This is a genomic window from Acidihalobacter prosperus, assembly GCF_000754095.2.
GTDB lineage: Bacteria > Pseudomonadota > Gammaproteobacteria > DSM-5130 > Acidihalobacteraceae > Acidihalobacter > Acidihalobacter prosperus.
On the sequence record NZ_JQSG02000006.1, the window covers coordinates 1 to 18143 of the forward strand.

Annotated in this window: 18 protein-coding genes; all 18 read right to left on the reverse strand. The window is 62.2% G+C overall.

Annotated elements, in window-relative coordinates; all coding sequences use genetic code 11:
* On the reverse strand, positions 1–1598 hold a 1598-nt coding region (locus tag THPRO_RS10630), incomplete at its 3' end, for a hypothetical protein (protein ID WP_201786976.1).
* Positions 1599–1670: 72 nt separating this feature from the next.
* On the reverse strand, positions 1671–2180 hold the full coding sequence (locus THPRO_RS10635; RefSeq protein WP_038093221.1) for a hypothetical protein: 510 nt from the start codon (positions 2178–2180) through the stop codon (positions 1671–1673).
* Between the two features lie 17 nt (positions 2181–2197).
* Positions 2198–3613 carry a hypothetical protein gene (locus tag THPRO_RS10640; RefSeq protein ID WP_065089622.1) on the reverse strand — a complete coding sequence of 472 codons (1416 nt, stop codon included), beginning with the start codon at positions 3611–3613 and terminating at the stop codon, positions 2198–2200.
* 133 nt (positions 3614–3746) lie between these two features.
* Positions 3747–5087, reverse strand: a complete 1341-nt coding sequence (locus tag THPRO_RS16780; RefSeq protein WP_161489971.1) for an ImmA/IrrE family metallo-endopeptidase — start codon at positions 5085–5087, stop codon at positions 3747–3749.
* 496 nt (positions 5088–5583) lie between these two features.
* Positions 5584–5832, reverse strand: coding sequence for a Txe/YoeB family addiction module toxin (locus THPRO_RS16315; RefSeq protein WP_082954597.1), 249 nt, complete (start codon positions 5830–5832; stop codon positions 5584–5586).
* Entirely contained in the window at positions 5822–6079 is a 258-nt protein-coding gene (locus THPRO_RS10650) for a type II toxin-antitoxin system prevent-host-death family antitoxin (protein WP_038093209.1), read from the reverse strand. Before THPRO_RS10650 ends, THPRO_RS16315 begins: the two co-directional genes overlap by 11 nt.
* Before the next feature lie 81 nt (positions 6080–6160).
* A complete protein-coding gene (locus THPRO_RS10655) occupies positions 6161–6430 on the reverse strand; it encodes a hypothetical protein (RefSeq protein WP_038093207.1) in 270 nt (89 codons plus the stop codon).
* Positions 6431–6460: 30 nt separating this feature from the next.
* Positions 6461–7198: a hypothetical protein gene (locus THPRO_RS10660; protein ID WP_145930835.1), complete on the reverse strand. Its 738-nt coding sequence runs from the start codon at positions 7196–7198 to the stop codon at positions 6461–6463.
* Between the two features lie 21 nt (positions 7199–7219).
* Entirely contained in the window at positions 7220–8350 is a 1131-nt protein-coding gene (locus THPRO_RS10665; protein WP_145930836.1) for a type IV pilus twitching motility protein PilT, read from the reverse strand.
* Positions 8299–9420, reverse strand: coding sequence for a type II secretion system protein (locus THPRO_RS10670; protein WP_038093202.1), 1122 nt, complete (start codon positions 9418–9420; stop codon positions 8299–8301). The genes THPRO_RS10665 and THPRO_RS10670 overlap by 52 nt, the downstream gene beginning before the upstream one ends.
* Positions 9407–10477 (reverse strand): type IV pilus twitching motility protein PilT, encoded by a 1071-nt coding sequence (locus THPRO_RS16320; RefSeq protein ID WP_161489972.1) that lies wholly within the window; start codon positions 10475–10477, stop codon positions 9407–9409. The genes THPRO_RS10670 and THPRO_RS16320 overlap by 14 nt, the downstream gene beginning before the upstream one ends.
* A 31-nt stretch (positions 10478–10508) precedes the next feature.
* Complete coding sequence (locus THPRO_RS17030) at positions 10509–11369, reverse strand: hypothetical protein (protein WP_065089625.1); 861 nt, start codon at positions 11367–11369, stop codon at positions 10509–10511.
* Positions 11369–11965 carry a prepilin-type N-terminal cleavage/methylation domain-containing protein gene (locus THPRO_RS10685; protein ID WP_038093197.1) on the reverse strand — a complete coding sequence of 199 codons (597 nt, stop codon included), beginning with the start codon at positions 11963–11965 and terminating at the stop codon, positions 11369–11371. Before THPRO_RS10685 ends, THPRO_RS17030 begins: the two co-directional genes overlap by 1 nt.
* A 32-nt stretch (positions 11966–11997) precedes the next feature.
* Positions 11998–13191, reverse strand: coding sequence for a type II secretion system F family protein (locus THPRO_RS10690; protein WP_038093196.1), 1194 nt, complete (start codon positions 13189–13191; stop codon positions 11998–12000).
* The gene (locus tag THPRO_RS10695) at positions 13191–14927 is read right to left on the reverse strand and encodes a GspE/PulE family protein (RefSeq protein ID WP_065089626.1); all 1737 of its coding nucleotides are present in this window, start codon (positions 14925–14927) and stop codon (positions 13191–13193) included. Before THPRO_RS10695 ends, THPRO_RS10690 begins: the two co-directional genes overlap by 1 nt.
* Complete coding sequence (locus THPRO_RS10700) at positions 14917–15444, reverse strand: hypothetical protein (RefSeq protein ID WP_038093187.1); 528 nt, start codon at positions 15442–15444, stop codon at positions 14917–14919. The genes THPRO_RS10695 and THPRO_RS10700 overlap by 11 nt, the downstream gene beginning before the upstream one ends.
* Positions 15441–16526, reverse strand: a complete 1086-nt coding sequence (locus tag THPRO_RS10705) for a hypothetical protein (protein ID WP_038093184.1) — start codon at positions 16524–16526, stop codon at positions 15441–15443. Before THPRO_RS10705 ends, THPRO_RS10700 begins: the two co-directional genes overlap by 4 nt.
* A complete protein-coding gene (locus THPRO_RS10710; RefSeq protein ID WP_065089627.1) occupies positions 16526–18142 on the reverse strand; it encodes a type II secretion system protein GspD in 1617 nt (538 codons plus the stop codon). Before THPRO_RS10710 ends, THPRO_RS10705 begins: the two co-directional genes overlap by 1 nt.
* Position 18143: the final 1 nt, after the last annotated feature.

The window sequence follows — 18143 nt, forward strand, 5'->3', positions numbered from 1 at the left end:
CCGCCCGAGACGTTCGGGTTGCTCGCCTGCGCCGTGGTCGAGGTGCCCGCCGTGACGTTGGCCGAGTCCAGTGCCGCGATGTAGGCCGCGAGGTTGTACTGCGAGACCGGGGCGCCCTGGGACAGGTTGTTGCCGTTGCCCGCCAAGGCGCCAAACTGCGACTTGACGCCATAGGCCGCGCCCGCGTTCGGGCCGCTGCCCGCAAGTCCTAGAAACCCGGTGTCGTATAGCAGCGAGGCAGCGGCCGAGAAACCCGCCCCCGCGAGCGCGCCACCGGCGAAATCGGCAGTGAGCCCGGCGGCTTGCATAGCAGTGGTGGTGGCACCAGCTATCGCGGTACCTGAGACTGCGCTGCTCGTCAACGCCGCTGCCGCCAATCCCCCCGTCACCGCGCCCAGGGCGACGGCGAAGAGCGCCGTGGAAAACAGCGACAATCCGCTCTGCGACTGGCTGTACCGGTACACCTGCCAGGAACTGGTATCCAGCCCGATCGGGTCGGCGCCCTGGTGGATGTACTCGACCCCGGCCGGGATCGTCAGTGCCGCCCAGTAGTGCCCCTTGTAGATCATCGAGGACACCCCGCCCTCGGTCGTCGTATCCGACCACAGCTGCGCTTGCTGCTTAGCCTGGGCCAAGGCCGCCGCCTGAGCCGCCGCCTGCGCCTGTTTCTGAGCAGCGCTGACCTGCACGATGGGTCCTGCAGCGATCGGCGCCGGGGCGGGAGGCACCGTGCCGGTCGTCATCGGCGTCCCGCTCACCGGATTGCACAGCGGCAGCTTGTAGCCGGTGGTGAACCCGCCCGGCGCCTCGCCCGACGGCAGCACCAGCGTCCAGATCGGCTTCGCGTCGTAGGTCACCGTCTCCGTGGTTTTCTTGGTAAGCCCGAAAGAACCGGTACTGGACTGCGTGCTCACGTGCGGCGTCACGTCCATCGTCGCGATCAGCCCGCGCTGCGCGTTGAATTTGCGCAGCACCATGCCCACCGCCGCGTAGAAGCCGTTCACGCCGGCATTCACGAAGGCGTAGGGGTCGCTCACCGTCGGGTTGCCGGCATTGCCCGGCACGAACTGCCAGAACGGGTTGTTCTTGTCGTAGCCGTAGGACAGGATGATGCCGTCCTCCGGCGCGAACGGCATCTGTTCGACCAGCACCTGCCCGTTGACCCGGATGGCCCGGTCGATCCAGATCCGGCCCACGGAGGTCTGCGGGTCGTAGAAGGCCATGACCACCGGCGCGGCGCCCATGGACTCGAAGTCGATGCGGCCGTTGAGGTCCTTCTCGGGCACCTTGAGCAGGATCGCCCCGGTCAGGTTGTCGACGTAGGCGATGCCGGCATCCATTGCTGCGAGGCTGTGCTGGCCCTGCAGGGTATTGTCGATGTGTCTGGCGACCGCGCCCCACTGGTTGTAGATCGGCGCAGAGTCGTCCATGCGCTGCTGCGTGTTGGTCACCTGGCACTGGCCGAAGTAGTCGATCCCGTCGTGAAACGCTGGCGGCGCCGCGTAGGATGCCACCGGCAGCGCCAGCATGGACAACAGCGCCGCGCCCGTCAGCGTGCCGGCAGCCGTGCGGTAAAGGGTCTTCGTGATGGCATTCAAGGTCTATCTCCTGTTTCGATTTCGATGCGCAATACCGCGCCGACGGATAACCGTCGGCGCGTGTGCTTGTGCTTATTGACCGCCGTACCAGCCGCTTGCGGTATCGGTGTCGGCGCAAACGGTGACCGACTGGGCCGGCTGCCAGCTCCAGCCGTAATTCCACGCATACACCGCGTTGTACCAAACGCCGTTATCGGCCATGTAACCCTGCCAGGTGCCGCCAGCCGTCACCGGGATGGCCGCCGTATTGTTCGGGCAGGTGAGCGAGCCGTTGTACCAGGTGCCGCCCGGCCCCCACTGGCCGCTGAGCAGCACCACGTCGCCAAAAGGACGGTAGTACGCTTGGTTGCCGCCAGAGCAGACCGTATGGTGGTTGTGTATATTTCCGGCTTGCGTACAGGTTCGCGGGGTGTTTTGACCGACCTGCGCCCATCCGCCCACGACCGGGCTACTGCTGTTCGGGGCATAGCCATTGGCGTTATAAATCATGCCGGCGAGGGCCAGGCCCGGCGCCAACAGCGCGCCGCCGAGCATCAGCATGACGATGCGTCGAACCTGACGAATGACGTGAATCTGCTTCATTTCCCTATCTCCTATGATTACTGGATCACAATCGGCGCGACCTGAACGTACGCGCTCGCTGGCAGATGGTTGACCGTGTCGTTCAGGTAGCTGTAAATCTGGTTGCCGGTCGGGAACGGATTGATGATGGCCGGACCCGAAGGCTGATAACCGCCGGTCAATGCCACGCTCTTGCTGAACGGCTGTGTCGGCGACACGACGTGCCGCGTAAAGCTGTTGGAGAACGTCGCGTTGCCGGTAGCATCGACGGTGTACTGGTCAACCTGCTGGTTGAGCAGAAACCCGTACACGCCCTGTTCGCGGAACTGTCCGCCGGCTCCGCGCGAGATGAAGAAGAACATCCCGCCCGGGTTGATGACCCGCTGTTGGATGTCGACCGCCGTCTGCGCGACGGAGGTGTTGTTCGGACCCGGGTTATAGACTGGCGCGACCGTCTTGCCATACAGCAGGACCGCGCTGGATGCGCCGTATTGCTGTTCCAGTGGCGCGATCACGTTCTTGGCGAGCAGATCGACGGGCGTCTGCTGGTCGTAGGTGAGCGAGCCGACGTTCTGGCTGTTGTTCGGGTCAGGCACCCAGGCGCCCGGCTGATACTGCGTGCAGGCCCCACCGGCGGTCGCGCCGCAGTTGATGAGCGCCTGCTGATTGGCGACCGTGCCGACCTGGTACATGTCGTACTGACCATACTGGCCGAGCGGCCCGCCGTTCTGCAGATACGAGACCGTGTGCCAGATCTGACCCTGAACCGTGAGAAACGACTGCGTGGCGCCGGCGCCGGAGGACTGCACCTCGAGTTCAGCCCATTCCAGATCGCCGGGGTTCGGCAGGGTCCAATTGGCGGGCAGGCCCTGCGAGACCGCGCCCTGTTCGTAGACGGCGTAGATGATCTTGGTGACGCCCGAGTTGTAGGCGGCGCCCAGGCAGTTGTAGCTGGCGTCCGGGTTGATGAAACAGGTATCGTTGACGAACCCCTTGACCGGCTGCCCGCCGCCTACGATCGTGACCGGCACGGTATAGGTGAACACGGCCTGCTTCACGTCGGCCATCGGCTGTCCCGACTGCATGAGTCCGGCGACCTGTTGCGCGAACTGCGCCATGTCATAGTTCAGCATCGTGCCGATCTGGTTGGAAGCATCGGTCGGGCTGCTGTAGGTCGGGCTTGCAGGCGCCTGAATCGGGGTGAGCAGCGCGCCGAGGTTGGCGATCGCGTTACCGCCGCCGGAGGCGGTGTCGACGCCATGGGTATTGACGCTACGGCTGGTGATGCCGGATAGGGTGGCCTGTCCGCCCTGGGGATTGGCGACTTCGGTGATGGTGGCGATTTTTGGGTGCAGCAAACCGACGCTGGCGGCATAGACAGGCGTCAGCGCAAAACACCCGGCCAGGGCGATTGCTCCGGCGAACAGGGTCGTCTTCTGAGTCTTCTTCTTCATGGTGGCCTCCTAGCTCAGGTAAACGCCCTTTGGGAGCGTTTGCGTGAACCGGCTGCCGCTTGTTAGCGACTCGCCTCACGGAGATGCCACACGTAAAGAAAATGATAAGTCGGTTGTTTTAAGAGGTCAACTCTTATGGAGATTGGTTAGCGGGAGTTCCCTCCCATTCATCCCAACGATCTAATGGGTCGGATAGCGTGTTGGTGAGATGATTCTCCAAAGTGTGGCGCACCACCATTTCCGATACACCAAAAGCCTCAGCCAGATCGTATAAGTCGTCCGGGTCTGTAATTCTTTGGGCTAATTCCGCCCGCGGAAAAAGTAACTCCGCAGCAAAAGCGCGTTGAAATTTCTGCCTATAAGTCCGGCTGTCGGTCACAACTCCCCATCCTGTTTCCGGTGTTCGGAGCATGTCATCTGCGATCAGCCGCGCCACGGCAAAGCGACGACCTGTCTCATGATTTTTGCCAATCAGCACCTTCTCTGTCTCGGGATGAAACAGGGTGATTGGTTCCTTTTTCGAGGCTTCCAAACCGGAAATCGATCTCACCGAAATACCGTAAATCTGAGCTAGATCTTCATTGGAGAGTCTGCCGTTGGGCTTGCCTATGACGGAGCGGAGAGCCTGCGCTTGCCTGACCGCCAGAACCCACGCAGGCTGATTGTTGTCGATAGTTATATGCTCAGGTCTGTAAGCATCCCGCGGACATCGGACCACGCCAAAGTCGTGCAAGTGATTCCGCAGATGATCCAGAAAGTACCAAGCGTCCTGGCCACCACCCGCGATCTCCTGCTGACTGTCTTTATCGACCAGACTGCATATTTGCAAAAAAATGCCCCGCGACTTTTCTGTTGCTTCATCGGGGCTAAATCCCATGCGAGCCTCAATGCTCCTCCAAAGCAGAGTTTCTCCATCTTTCTGCTCGTCCAAAAGTTCGCGATATATTCTCTGATATTCAGTATCGTGCAATTCTTTTCCAGCAAGCCGAGCATCTACCTGCCGCAAAAAATCCCATACTTGTTTCTGAAAGTCCTGCAGGGGCAGAATGAGTGGCACATTTGCCGTGTAGCGAATGGGATCGCGAGATTCCACTTCTGCTGTCCATGGGCGTAGCACGATCCGGGCACCATCTGAATATATCCGAATGGGAGGCCATACATACCCGTCACCGACATTAGCTATATTGTGCGCGCAATCCCAGTGTACATTTTCCGATGGAGTGGATTCATACGAAAGTCGATAGTAGTTCCAAGCGAACCAGGTTGCCAGAGGATAGACCGATACAAAAACGTCATCCTGGACTTCGATTCTGCCGTCTTCCGTTCGCCGTTCATTTCTGCTCAGACATATCCCATCAATCGCAGAGCGCCCGGAGGAAATGCGCAAGTCCGCTAAAGTCGCGGCAGACTCCGTATCCAGATGGGCTTTCAAGCCCTCCGCTTCCCTCCATTCCAGATGGAAGAGATCGTTCATCGCCGAATTCTCCATTCTTTTTGAAGAAAGGATATCATTGAGCGTTGATATGAACTCAACGGGTAACCGTGATACACCCCCTCATTTGAGTTTTCCAGCTTGGCCTCGTACACGATTCCATCACTATCTACCGCCCAGACACGACGAGGGAATCCATTCTCGGGATGCCTCGCATCGAACAGTCCTCTCTTGAGACCATCAAGCAGCAACTGCGATGCTTCATTTTTCAATATCTTACGAAACTTGTCACACCAAGTTTTAACGGGTGAGGCACAGGCCGGAGGAGTTAGTCCATAGTCCAAAGGATACCGCTTGTGCAGTGGGTTTCCTCTGTAGCTCACATTTAAGTTAAATGCGTGCCCTACATTTCCGCCCGGAGATGCTAACGGTACACCAATATTAGGCACGGTTCTCCGTTTCTTCACATATTTATCCGTCAAAGATGCATGCAGCGCGCGGTACGCTCTGTCCCGCTAAGGGGTGCTTCACGAGTTAGTTAGTAACGGCATTCAGCCACCAAAACAGTGTCATTCTGAACCGCGTAGACTAGGCGATGTTCTTCGTCAATGCGCCTCGACCAAAAGCCAGATAGGTTATGTTTCAGTGGTTCGGGCTTACCGAGTCCATCAAACGGGGACCGCTGTATATCCTTCAAGAGCGTATTGATTCGTTTAAGCGTGGCCCGATCCTTCGCCTGCCAGAACAGGTAGTCTTGCCAAGCGTGATCTGAGAATTTAATCGGCATCGACCAGTTCTCTGAACTGGCCTCCGTTTGTGGCAAGCTGCTCGATGGATTCCATCAGCCGTTTCGCATTCTTGGGACTGCGCATCAGATAGGCGGTTTCTTCAAGCGCGTTGAAGTCTTGCAGCGACATCATGACGACAGGTTCACCTGCTTGGCGCGTGATCAAGACAGGAGCGCGATCATTGGTGACCTTATTCATGATTTCCGACAAATGCTGGCGAGTGTGGCTGTAAGTCACTGCGTCCATAAGACCTCCTTTTATTGTACTTATATTAGTACAATGATAATCGGGTCACAAGCAGACAAGAGAGCGCCACACATTCGCCAATCAGGCTTCATGGCGCTTCGTTGGACTGCCCGCAGACACCAATCCCGCCTCCCGCAAGGTGGCATAGCCGTCCAGCATATGCGCCTGCGTTTGCATCCAGCGTTCCATCAACATGGGATCAAGCCGGTGCCTTTGCAACCAAGCGTAGAACTCTTTTTGGTGTTCGCTGATAAAGGCATAGGCAACGAGAGATTCGAGCCCACCGTAATCAGTAAACGTATCCGCATATATATGCGGTGTCCCCAAAATAGCGCTTTTCTGTGCGCTCATTTTCGTTCCTTTTCGTTGGCTGTTTGCGAATCAAGCTCCGCCCTGAAGTGCCTGCGTAATCGTCGCCGCCCCCTGCTGGGTCATGGCCGTGGCAGAAGCCGGCGTCGAGCCGGGCGCAGGCGGCACACCGCCAAAGCCCGACGTGTTTTCGGTCTTGACCTTGCCGCTGATGCCCAACTGCCCCGCCCAGTCCGCGGATACCGGCAACAGCCGCTGATGCCCCTGTCGCACCAGCGTCACGCCGTCGGCCGATACGGCCTTGACCTTCCAGCTTCCAAGCTGGCTGCCAGGTGCCACCTGGATAACGCCCTGCGAGGTTTTGACCCAGGCGATTCGGCCGGTTGCGGTCCGGGTGATGCCTACGAGCTTCGGCGCGGTCGCCGCCTGCGGCGCCTGAGCCTGAGCGGTTTGCGGCTGAGCCACCGATTTCCCGTTCTTGCCAAGGGCCGCCCGCAGAGCCGTTACCTGCTGCTGCAACGCCGCCACGGACGCCTCCAGCGCCTTGAGCTTGCCGCCTGACGGCTTTGAGATGCCGTGGACGCCGGCGATCTGTTCCCGATAGTGGGCGATCTCGTACTGCGCTTGAACCAGTTTCTGTTCAGCCTGCGCGGCCTTGGCCTGCTCGATGATCTTTTCATAGGACTGCGTTTGTCCGGTGAATGGATCAATCGGGTTGCTCGCGACACCCTGAGCCAGGGCGACGGACGGAAGCAGGAGCGAAAGCGGCAGAACGACGGATTTCATGGCCTGTTTTGTATTCACTTTCAAGTACCTCTTCATTGTTGAAGTTCAGACACCCACGCCAGAAGGGTCATAGGAAGCACGCATAGCGGCGCGCAGCGATATTTTTTGACTGGCCCATAGCATGTTGATCGAGTCGTTCAGTAACGACATGCCATATTCACGATCATCCCGCATGGCGTTGGCGATCTGCCGTACCTTGTTTTGCTGGATGAGCCGGCTGATGGTGTCGTTGCAGAACAGGATTTCGGATGCCAGGTGCAGCTTCTTCTTGTCGTGACTCGGGATCAGCACCTGACTGACGATACCGACAAGCGCGGTAGCGAGCGTGGCTCTGCGCTGCTCGCCTTCCTCGCCGTCGTAGAACTGCAAAATGGCGCCAATCGTATCCTCGCAGGAATTGGTGTGCATGGTGCCGATGACCAGATGTCCGGAAGTCGCGGCATGCAGTGCGGCGCTGACGGTTTCGCGGTTGAGAATCTCGCCGATGGCGATAATGTCCGGACGATGACGTAGCGCGGCTTCCACGCCCGCAGCGAAGCTGGGCGAGTTCTCGGGGACCTCGCTTTGCGAGATGACGCATTTATCCCGCTTGTGAACATACTCGATCGGCTGCTCGATGGTCTGTATATGCAGCGGTATCCGCCGGTTGATCCAGTCGAGCAAAGCAGCCATGGTCGTCGTTTTGCCCGCGCCGGTCGGTCCCGTAATCAGGACGAGGCCTTTGCCTCGCCCCAGCATCTTGGTGATGTTCGGCGGGGCTCCGATCGTCTCGAGCGGCGGGACATCGAGCGGCTGTCTGCGGATGGCGATACGCAGCGTGTGGGCTGAACCGCCGGTCTCGTAAACGCTGCAGCGCAATCGGGCCTGGCCGAATGTGCAGGCCATTTCCAGCGTGTTTCGATTCTCCCGCATGCGTTGCCGCCAGTTTTCCCCACCCAAATCCGGAGACGCGATGAAATGCTCGATTTCATCCAGAGTGAGCGGCGCCGACTTTGAAGCTTCGAATCCGCCCGCGCCGCGATATAGGATGGGCTCGCCGGGCGAAAGATTCGCGTCGGTGAAATGGAACCCCTCGTCAAGGTAGCGTTGCAGCAGGTCTCCGATGTCTCGCATGAGACGATCCTCTAATCCTGTCCGACCACGGTGGCCGTCAGCGGAATGCCGCCAGGCGCCCAAGCGACGATGGCGGCGGTATAGGGCGGGGGTTGCAGTGCGGCGTTATTGTTCGACGGATTGCGGACGTTGACGCCCTGCCCCGTGGCATTCGGGCCGTTGCAGACGCCGACCGGATATCCCCAGGGGTCGGTCACGGCGCTTTGAGACAGCCCGAGCGAAGACATGAAGCCGCCCAGCACCGTGGCCGGCTGGCAATCCCAAAACACGACCCCGGTATTGGTCACCGGCGTGCCCAGCTGGCCCGGGAACGGGTCGCCACTGAAATTCCAGCCGCAGTTACCGTTGCCGCTGTTGCAGATGGGACTGTTGCTGTCGAAACTCTGCGCGTTGGTCTGATCGAGCGCATCCGACTGCGAAAAGTAATCGGTGGATGGATTCCGCGCGTTCGATGTCAGATATCGGGAGGTGAAAAACTGCCCATAATCGTCCGCCAGAGTGCGCAGCTGATCCATCGCCTGCCGGTAATAGGCCTGCTCGATGGGTAGCCCGCTGACGACGACGCCCTGATCGCCGGTGGCCAGCGTGAGCTGCCCGGTCGCCGGGTCGAAGGTGGTGCCGGGAGACAGTTGATTCTTGCCATCCGACGACACGATCGCGATCACATGGTAGTAAACGGTCGCACCGCCAGGCCCATTAGGCTTGCTCAACGCGTTGCTGACGAAATAGCGGAAATACTTGTTGTAGCCATCCACTTCCAGACGCTCGACATTCAGTCCCTGCGACTGGGCAATCAGCTGCAGTTCGCTCGCGGTCTGCGCGCCGTCAGCCTGGCTGGCAGGCACCGCAGACGGCGGCGCGTTATTCGAGGGGGCGGGCGTGATGCAAGCCCCAGGCGCCGCGCAGAAATACTGCCCGGATAGCGATGAGTCCACCATCAAGGCATTCTCGCGATAGGCGTTCTTGATGGCGTTGGCCGCTTCCAGCAACCGGGTATGCGTGGCTTCCCGTTGCCCGAAATCCAGCATGGAGTCGAAGATCGGATAACTCATGGCCGTGATCAGCGCAACCAGCCCTATCGCGATCAGGACCTCGATCAAGGTAAAGCCATGCTGGCGTTCAGAGCATCGCATCGAGCGCCTCCGGGTCGTAGGAATGGCGCAGGGCCTCGTCGCGCTCAATCACCTCGTCCCTGACCAGTTTGGTCAGCATGTCATTGAGCGCGACCATGCCGTACTCCCGGCCGGCACTGATCTCGCTGAGGATTTGATGATCCGTGCCCTTGCGGATGCAGTTGGCGATGCCGCCGTCAAGCGTCATCAGTTCGTAGGCCAGCACACGTCCGTCGCCGCCCTTGCGCGGCATCAGCACCTGGCGCAGCACCAGGCGCAGGCCGGAGGCCAGCTGCTGGCGGATCAGCGTATGCTGCGCTTCGGGGAAGAAGGCCAACAGACGGGACACCGTTTCCTGGGCGCCGCGCGTGTGCAGGGTCATGAAGACCAGGTGCCCGGTCTCCGCCGCTTGCAGGGCGAGGCGTGCCGATTCGGCGTCGCGCACCTCGCCGACGGCGATGACGTTAGGCGCCTCGCGCAATGCCGCGCGCAGGCCCGATGTGAATGAGTCGGTGTCGTGCCCCACCTCGCGCTGGATGAACTGAGACAGGCCGCCTTCGCGCGTAGGCATTTCCTTCGGAAACAGGATTTCGACCGGGTCTTCGATGGTCACTGTGGTGGTCGAACGCAAGCGCGCGCGCTCATGCATCATGGCGGACAGCGTGGTCGTCTTGCCGGACCCCGTTTCTCCGGCCACGATGATAAGACCGTGAGAGAACTGACAGATGCGCCGGAGCAGGTTCGTCGGCAGGCCGAGACCGTCGAGTTCCGGCGGCTCGGTTTCGAGCCGGCGCAGCACAGCTCCGCCTCCGCCCATCGACTTGAGCACGTTGACGCGAAAGCGCAGGCCAGAGACCGTTACGCCATGGTCCTGGTCGACATCGGCGCTCCAGTCGACCTTGCCGCCGACCAGGTACTCGATGTCATCCTCGCGCACGAGCGGCGAGGCCTCCATGACCTTGAGTCCCATGCCGGAGAGTTTGACGACGGGGCGGCTGTTGACCCGCAGATAAAGATCCGACCAGGTCGGCGGTTCCGCCTGCAGCCAGTTTTCCATCCAGGTGACGAATCCACTCACGCAAAAACTCCTTTGTCGGTCTCGAACATCCTCAACCCGCCGCGATCGGCTCGATGGCGGTTTGTGACAGCAGTCCACCCCAGGGCGTCGCGGTGCGCAGCAACAGGCTGTAAGGCGCCCCCTGATCGCTCGCGCCGCAGGCCGCCGCGTTGCAAATCTGATAGGGCAGCCCCCAGGGATTGAGTCGTCCCGCCGGCGCACCCAGGGCGATGGGCAGGCCGGATTGGGCCAGATTGGTCCAGGTATCCGCGCAGACGAAATTGGCATTGTCCCCGTAGGGTCCGCAGCCCGTGGGTTGGAACCAGTCGTTGGCGATATCGCCGGTGTTCGCCAGCCAGGCGGCGTACGCCGAAACGAGCTGCGCGGACAACCGCGCCAGCGCACGGTTCGCTTCGACCCATAGCGCGCGCTCGATGGGGCGCCCGTCGACTGCGGCGCTGACCAGCGCGTACTGCGCGGCGTACTGGGTGCGTTGCGAGCCCGTGGCGTCGGGCTTGGGTATCCATAGCGTGATCGATCGGTAGTCGTATCCGTTCGGCGTCGTCTGGCGTGGGCCGACGGAGACCACCACGCCATGTCGTTCCGGGATGCCGGCCGCCTGCATCAGGCAGTCGCCGACCGGCAGCGAGCAATTCGGTATCGAGGGTTGGGTGCTGCCGTCCATGAGTTGCGGATGGGCGGCATACCACGCGGCGAGCAACGTCGCCGCGCGGTTGACATAATCCTGATCGCGCCGCTGGGTGGCCGCCTCGCCGACCCCGCCCAGCTCCGCGGTATAGGCGCCGATGAAGAGGGAGGCGACGCCCGCCAGCAGCACGACGAACAGCAACAGCGCCAGACCGCCCTGACGCCGGGGCGGCGCTGATGGGGACGGTCCGGCGCGGTACGGCATCAGCTGTTACCCGCAAACACGTAGCCGAAGGTGTTCACGCCGCCGGAAGCGGTACCGAGGTAGCAGTTGCCGGCCACCGTGTTCGAGCCGCTGGTGGTGGTCGCCGCTCCGCCCGAACAGGACTTGAACGCCTGGGCCGCGATTTTCTGCGGCACGTTGTTCGCCTGCACCGCGTACTGCACGCTACTGCCGTTTGGCAGGAAGGAGCCCGGCACGATCGAGATCGTCACCTGCGGGCCGATCTGGGTGAATTCCACGTTACCGCTGGCATCCACCGACTTGGTCTGCATGTAGGGACCATTCCAGGTGCTCGACACGTCGGCGCCACAGGAATTGGCCGTATTGCCGGCGACCGCGGCTTTATCGAACAACAGGTCCGTCTGGAACGGGTAGCACGAGGTGTCGAGGTCGAAGCGGTCTGCAGCCGACGCGATGGACGCCATGGTGTTGTACAACACCTGTCCCTTCGACTTGCTCAGGTTGAAGAATGCGACCACACCGGCCGTAATGACCGCAAGGACGCCCAGCGCGATCAAAATCTCAATCAGGGTAAAACCGCCCTGGCGGCGGCGATTCGTTGGCTGTTTCAGTTTCATCGTCCATCTCCTTGATGGTTTTTCAACGGTTGTCATGCGTGCGACAGCAGCGTAGCCAGCTCGGGGAATACCGTGACCCCGAAGATGCCGAGCACCATCAACGCGGTCATCAACATGAACATCAGGTTCGCCCAGGTCTCGAAACGCTTCGAAAACATCTCCATGTCCTCGGCCATGATGCGGGCGTAGACCCGAAGGTCTTCCACCGTCGCATCCGGATCGTTGGCGCCCAGGGCGCCGATGATCGTGGCGGACAGGAACTCCGGAAATTCCGCGAGCCTGGCCGCATCCGACGGATTGCCGCCGCCTTCGAGACCGGCTGCAAGGCGGTTGAACGCCTCGCGCAGCTGTTCGCCGCGACAGCTCGTGGCCACCCGCCGCGCCGCTTCGGATCGCCGGATGGCCGCTTCGTACAGCAACGCAAAAGAAGTCAACGCCTGCGCCGCGTCGGCGCGTGCCAGCAACTCTCGCAGCACCGGCGCACGGCGCCAGACCTCGCGCATCCGTCCGCTGAACAACACGACCACGACGATCACGAGCAGCGTCCAGTACAACACCGAAAATGCGACCGGATATTGCTGAATAACCGCGTCCAGCGCGTATATTTGCGAAATTCCATGCGGTGGCTTGAAGCCGGCCTTCTGGAAGAACGTGGCAAACCGCGGAATCAGAAACAGGAAGCTCGACCAGATCATCAGTGCGCCGATGGCGCCGTAAATGATCGGCTGGGTCAGGATGCCTTTGATCTTGCCGCCGAGGGTCGCCAGCTGTTGATGCTTGTCCGACAGCCCCTGAAAAGCTTCCGGCAGATTGCCCGCCTCGCTCATGGCCCGAACCAGCGCGATATCTTCCTCATCGAATCCCGCCTGATGCAGGGCCTCGTCCATGCGCGCGCCGGCAGTCACGGCGGCGCCGGCCGCTGACAGCGCCACCTTGAGCACCGGGTCGCTGACAAAGGAGCCCGCCTGCGCCAGCGCATCCTGCGGCTTGGCGCCCTGCGACATCCGCCGGGACAGGGAACGATAGATCTGGGCCAGTTCCCGCGAGGGAAACCGTCGGTGCTGCCAGAGGCTGATCGTCTCGTACCACGACACGCGGGCATCGACCAGGCGTTGCCCGCGGGCGGTCAGGCGCTCGGCCAGTTCGTCGGGTGATTCGCCGATCATGGTTTCTTCCGCCATGCCGCGGCGGCCGTAATCGACATCGGCGCGAAACACGTAACGCATTATTCGTCGGCTCCCGTCTTGGGTTTGAGTACGCGCATGACCTCGGCGTAATCGGTGACGCCTTGCGCCATGCGCTCGAGCCCGCTGCGAAAGAGTCCGGGGCGGGTCGTCTTGCGGATCTCGGCCGCGCTGGCAGTGCCAAGATCCATGTCGGCCGTCGGCTCGAAAAACTCGTAGGCGAGAATGCGTCCGGCGTATCCGGTATCGCCGCAGCGCGGACAGCCCTCTTTTGAGGCCCGCTTGATCTGTGTCTTCGGCAGTCCCGCGCGTTCGATGACGCGCAGCACTTCATCGCGGGTCTCGGGCTGAGCGCAGTGCGCGCAGACCTTTCTGAGCAGTCGCTGGGACAAGATGCCGAGAATCAGGTCGCCGCCGGCCGTCATGTCGATACGGTCGCCGGCGCGGGTCCGTTCCGTGCGCATGCGTAAAATCGCCGATGCGGCGTCCGTCGCGTGATAGGTGGACAGGGTCATGTGCCCGGTATTGGCCGCGACCAGCGCTCGGGACAGGGCATCCGCATTGCGAATCTCGCCCCAGTAGATGATCTGCGGCGCCGAGCGCAGCAGGGAGTCCGTGATTTTTCGGGCAGCCCCCTCGATTTCCTCCGGGTTGCTCTTGGCGACTGGGATTTCGTGCTGTTCCCACGAAGCCACGCGCACCTCGACCGGATGCTCGACGGTTTGAATCGATCTCGCCAACGGATCGGTCGAGTACAGCAGCGAGATGGCCGTCGTGTTCTTGCCGGAGCTGGTTGGCCCTACGACCAGCAGCAATCCATAAGGCGACTCAATGGCCTGACGCAGCTTCCTGCGCGTCTCGCCATCGAAGCCCAGCAGATCGATGTCCGCGACATCCGCCTGCAGGTCGAAGGGTCGCAGCACGGCGGCGCGGCCGAAGAAGGTCTGCTTGAGTTCCACCCGGAACTCGAAACGGCCCTCCAGGTTTTCGGGAATCAGTCCGCTCAACGAACCGGGTACCGAAAGATCGCCTTCCGCTGCGCGGATATCGCCCGCGATGAGGGTAATCAGGCGGCCGAACGGGCCATCCAGCGTGCCCGACGGGCTGCGTTCAAGCGGCAGCGCATGCAGGTGACGGCGAATGCCCTCGACCTGAATGAACACCTGCCCGGCCATGGGACCCGGTTCTAGGTAGATATTCTCGACGCCGGCGCCCTGGTAGACCGACTCCGTCAGCAGGTGTCCCATCGCGGCGCGCCAATCCTTCTTTTCGAGAGCGGCCAGGAAGTCCTCCCGTGGATTGCTGTAATGCCGGTAATACAGGCCGGAGATGGTCTTGGGCGTCGCCAGCACGAAACGCGCGCGGCTGTCGGCGATGCGTACCTCGCGCGCATGCGCCGGGTCCGCGATCGCGTAATACACCGCGCCGCTCATGTCGCGATGCACCGGGACCGCATGCTGGCCCGCCCGTTCGATGACGGCGTCCTTGAGATCGCCGGTGATCTCGATTTCCGGCACGCGGGTCCAGGGCAACCAGGGATACCCCGAAGACAGCGCCAGCGCGGCCGCGATGCGTTCCGCAGGCAGCAGGCGCATTTCCCTGACGGCCTGCGGCTCGGGTATGCAGCCGGCGGCCGCCGTGGCGCGGGCGAAGCGCAGATGCGCATCGCTCATGCCGACCGCGCGCAGCGCCTGCAGAATCGGCATCTGCTCCTTCGGACGCCACCAGCCTTCCGGCGCATCCTCGAAAGCGTCAGTCAGCAACGAGTCATCGGCCATAGATAGTCACCGTTACGTCGAAGTATCCCTGGGCGATATCCAGCCCCGTGATGCGCGCGGGGTAGCGGTCGAAAACGGCGAGCAGCCTGCGCAGCCCGGACAAGGTGGTCCAGTTGCCGGTCACCCGAAAGGCCAGCCGCTTGAGCCCTGGAATGGAAGCGGGCTTGGCCGCCGAAGCGAGGTCTTCCAGCCCGTTGCCGTCGTTCTTCGTGTAACCCGAGACCGTCGCCTGACTGATGGTGGCAAAGTCGGCTGGCGCCGCACGGCGCAGTGCGGAGAGCGCAAGCGCGGCGTTGGTCTCGACATCATCGACAGCGGGCGAAGCCGGCAGCTTGCGCTGGGTCATCAGCACGAGTCGGGCGGCTGAGCGCAGATCTCTTGCCGCATCCGCCGCGTAATGGTCGGCTGTGCGTCCGGCCGCGCTCGAGAAATGCCAAACCAGGAACGCCAACACCAGCATCAGCGCCGACGCCGACCAGCCCCATTGTCGGTTCCGCACCAGACTCGGCTTTTTCATGGCATCAGACTCCCGTGACGGTAGATCAGCGCGAACCGCCCTTCCCCGGCCCTGGCGAGCCGGTACAGCCGCCAGCCGCGGGGCGGACGCTTCGCGAGTCCCGCTCGAATCGCGGACGCAGGTGTCCACTGGCCCGGCGCAATGGGGGAGAGCGCGTGCAGCGGCAGCATGACGACGATTTCGCGGCCCTTTTGCGTCAGGCTGACGCTGCTGCCCGGCTGATAGACCGCTTTGGCCGCCGCAATCAGGCTGTCGGGCCGAATACCGCCCTGCCGGGCCAGGGCCTCGGCATGCGTGCGGTCCCAGGCAATGACGCGGATCTTGGCGGCGTCCAGCCTGGTAGCGGCAAGGCGCGCGCGATGTCCGTGCAGGGCTTCCGCTGACATTTCAATACCCAGATTGACGACGCTCAGAGCCAACAAGGCCGTGGATGCGAGCAGCGCCGCGCGGCGGTACTGACGAACCGGGATGCCCCGCCACTCGGGTTCCACCGGAAAGTCCCGCGAAGGCGGCGCGTTTTCAAGCAGCGCCCAGAGGTCGGCGAACGACTCGGCGCCCGCGTCCGATACGCCCGATTGCTGCACCAGGCGTGCCTGAGTGATTTCGATGTCTTCGCCGCTTGCAAGCGTCCAGCCGGTGACCGTCTGATCGCGCCGGTAGATGGCGAGCGCCGTATAGCCCCCCGGCAGTTCGGCTTGCAGTACGGAAGGCGCAGGCAGGTCCTTGAGGCGGTCACGCAGCGCAAGCGCAAGCGGACGGGACGGATGGCCGTTGATCGTCTCGTTGCCCTGGCGGGTGAACACCGCCCACTCGCCGCTGGTGAATTGCGCGACGCGCTCCTTGAGCAATTCCCGTCCCAGACGCCCCAAGCCCTTCGTCGAACGTCCGCCGGACGGCGCAAGCACGTCATATTCACAGACCCGCCACAGCACGCAGTGCGCCGGCGGCTGCGATATTTCTTCCGGCTGCCCCGATGCGTCGAGGCCCCAGTAGCGCCAGATATCGCCTGTCTGAACCGCCAAACAGTTCGGAGTGGCTTCTGATTTCCGCCCGAAAGCAGGCCGCGCGAGTTTCAGCTTCATCAGAGGGATTCTCCGACCAGCGGGTTGATGTCGGGCGCCGGCACGACCTTAGTGCGCACCAGGATCACCAGCTGGGTGCGCTCGTTACCCTGGCCGTAGGCGCCGAACAGCGCGCCGAGTACGGGAATGCGCGACAGGCCCGGGATGCCGCTGGTCTGCTGATTGGCCGATTGCGAAATCGAGCCCCCGAGAATGACGGTCTGACCACTGCGCATCAGCATGCGGACGAAGGCCTGGCGCTGCTGCAGCTCGGGACCATTCATCTGCTGCCCGTCGACCGTGAAGGTCTCGAACTTCTCGATGGTGGACAACTGGGGCACCACGGCCATCTGTACCCAGCCATGCCCCAGCACCTGCGGGATGAAGGACAGCGCGATGCCGTTGTTGGCGTAGCTGAGCGAAGCGCCCGTCGTGGATGTGCCGGACAATCCCGTCACGTTGCTCTGGATGTCGCCCACGTAGGGCACCTGAGTACCCGAGTTGATGGTCGCGGGCGTACCGTTGGAGGCCACCAGCCAGGGCTTGGTAATCACCTTGACCGTCGTCACCTGCTGGAGGGCCTTGATCACGCCATTCAGGTTCGTGCCCGTCTTGGTCAGCGAGAACGCGCTGGCCGAAGCGCCGGAGATCAGCTGGCCGATGGTCGGCTGCGTGGCGGACAAGGATGCGCTGAGCGTATTCGACAGCACCTTGTTCCACTGGATGCCGGTGGTCAGGCCGTGGTTGAGCTGCACCTCGAGAATCGCGGCATGGATCTCGACCTTGGTATTGGCGGCCCGACTGTAGGCGTCGATGTAATGCGTGACGCGCTCAAGACCGCCGGCGCCGGAGGTCACTGATACCAGGCCGGTGGCCGCGTCGAGGCTGACCGAGCCGTTGGGTCCGGCGAGGGACTGAAGGGTCTTGAGAAAACCGGAAGTCTGCGAGCCGCCGGTCACCGAAAACGAGGCGCCGTTCATACCGCCCGAACTGCCGCCGGATGTGCCCATCATGCCTCCGGTACTGCCCATTCCACCCATGGACGAGCTGCCCATGGACGAGCCGCCGATGGATGAACCGCCCATTCCGCCCATCGAGGACCCGCCGCCGGAGCCGGAAATGGAAGACGACGAAGACACGTCGAGATCGGCGCTCTGCGCGGACAGCAGTCCGGTCGGCACCCGGAACAGATAAGTCGCGCGTTTGGCGATGACGACTTGCCGGCGACCCGGACGTATGACGGCCACATCGCCGCCGGCCATGGCGACCTGACGGATGGCGCTGTTGCGCCCGACTTGTTCCAGGTCGATGTCGACACCCTGTCCCGGTTGCGTGTCGCTTTCGAAGGAGAGCGACCAGCCCGCCGGCAGAATGCTGCGCAGCGCCTGTTTCAGAGGCAGGCCGGAAGCCCGCACGCTGACCGCATCGGCCGGCGCCAGGTAACGGACCGGCTTCGGCGCGACATAGGGTGCGTTTTCCGTGGACAGGGCCGGCGGCGCCTTGGCCGATTCTGCTGCCTGTTGCTTGAGCCGGGCCTGGGCTGCGCTGATACGACTGAGCGCGGGCGTGGTGGCGCAACCGCCGAGTAGCGCAGCGCCTATAGCCAGCGTCAGCACCTTGGGTAACATCGTCTTCATG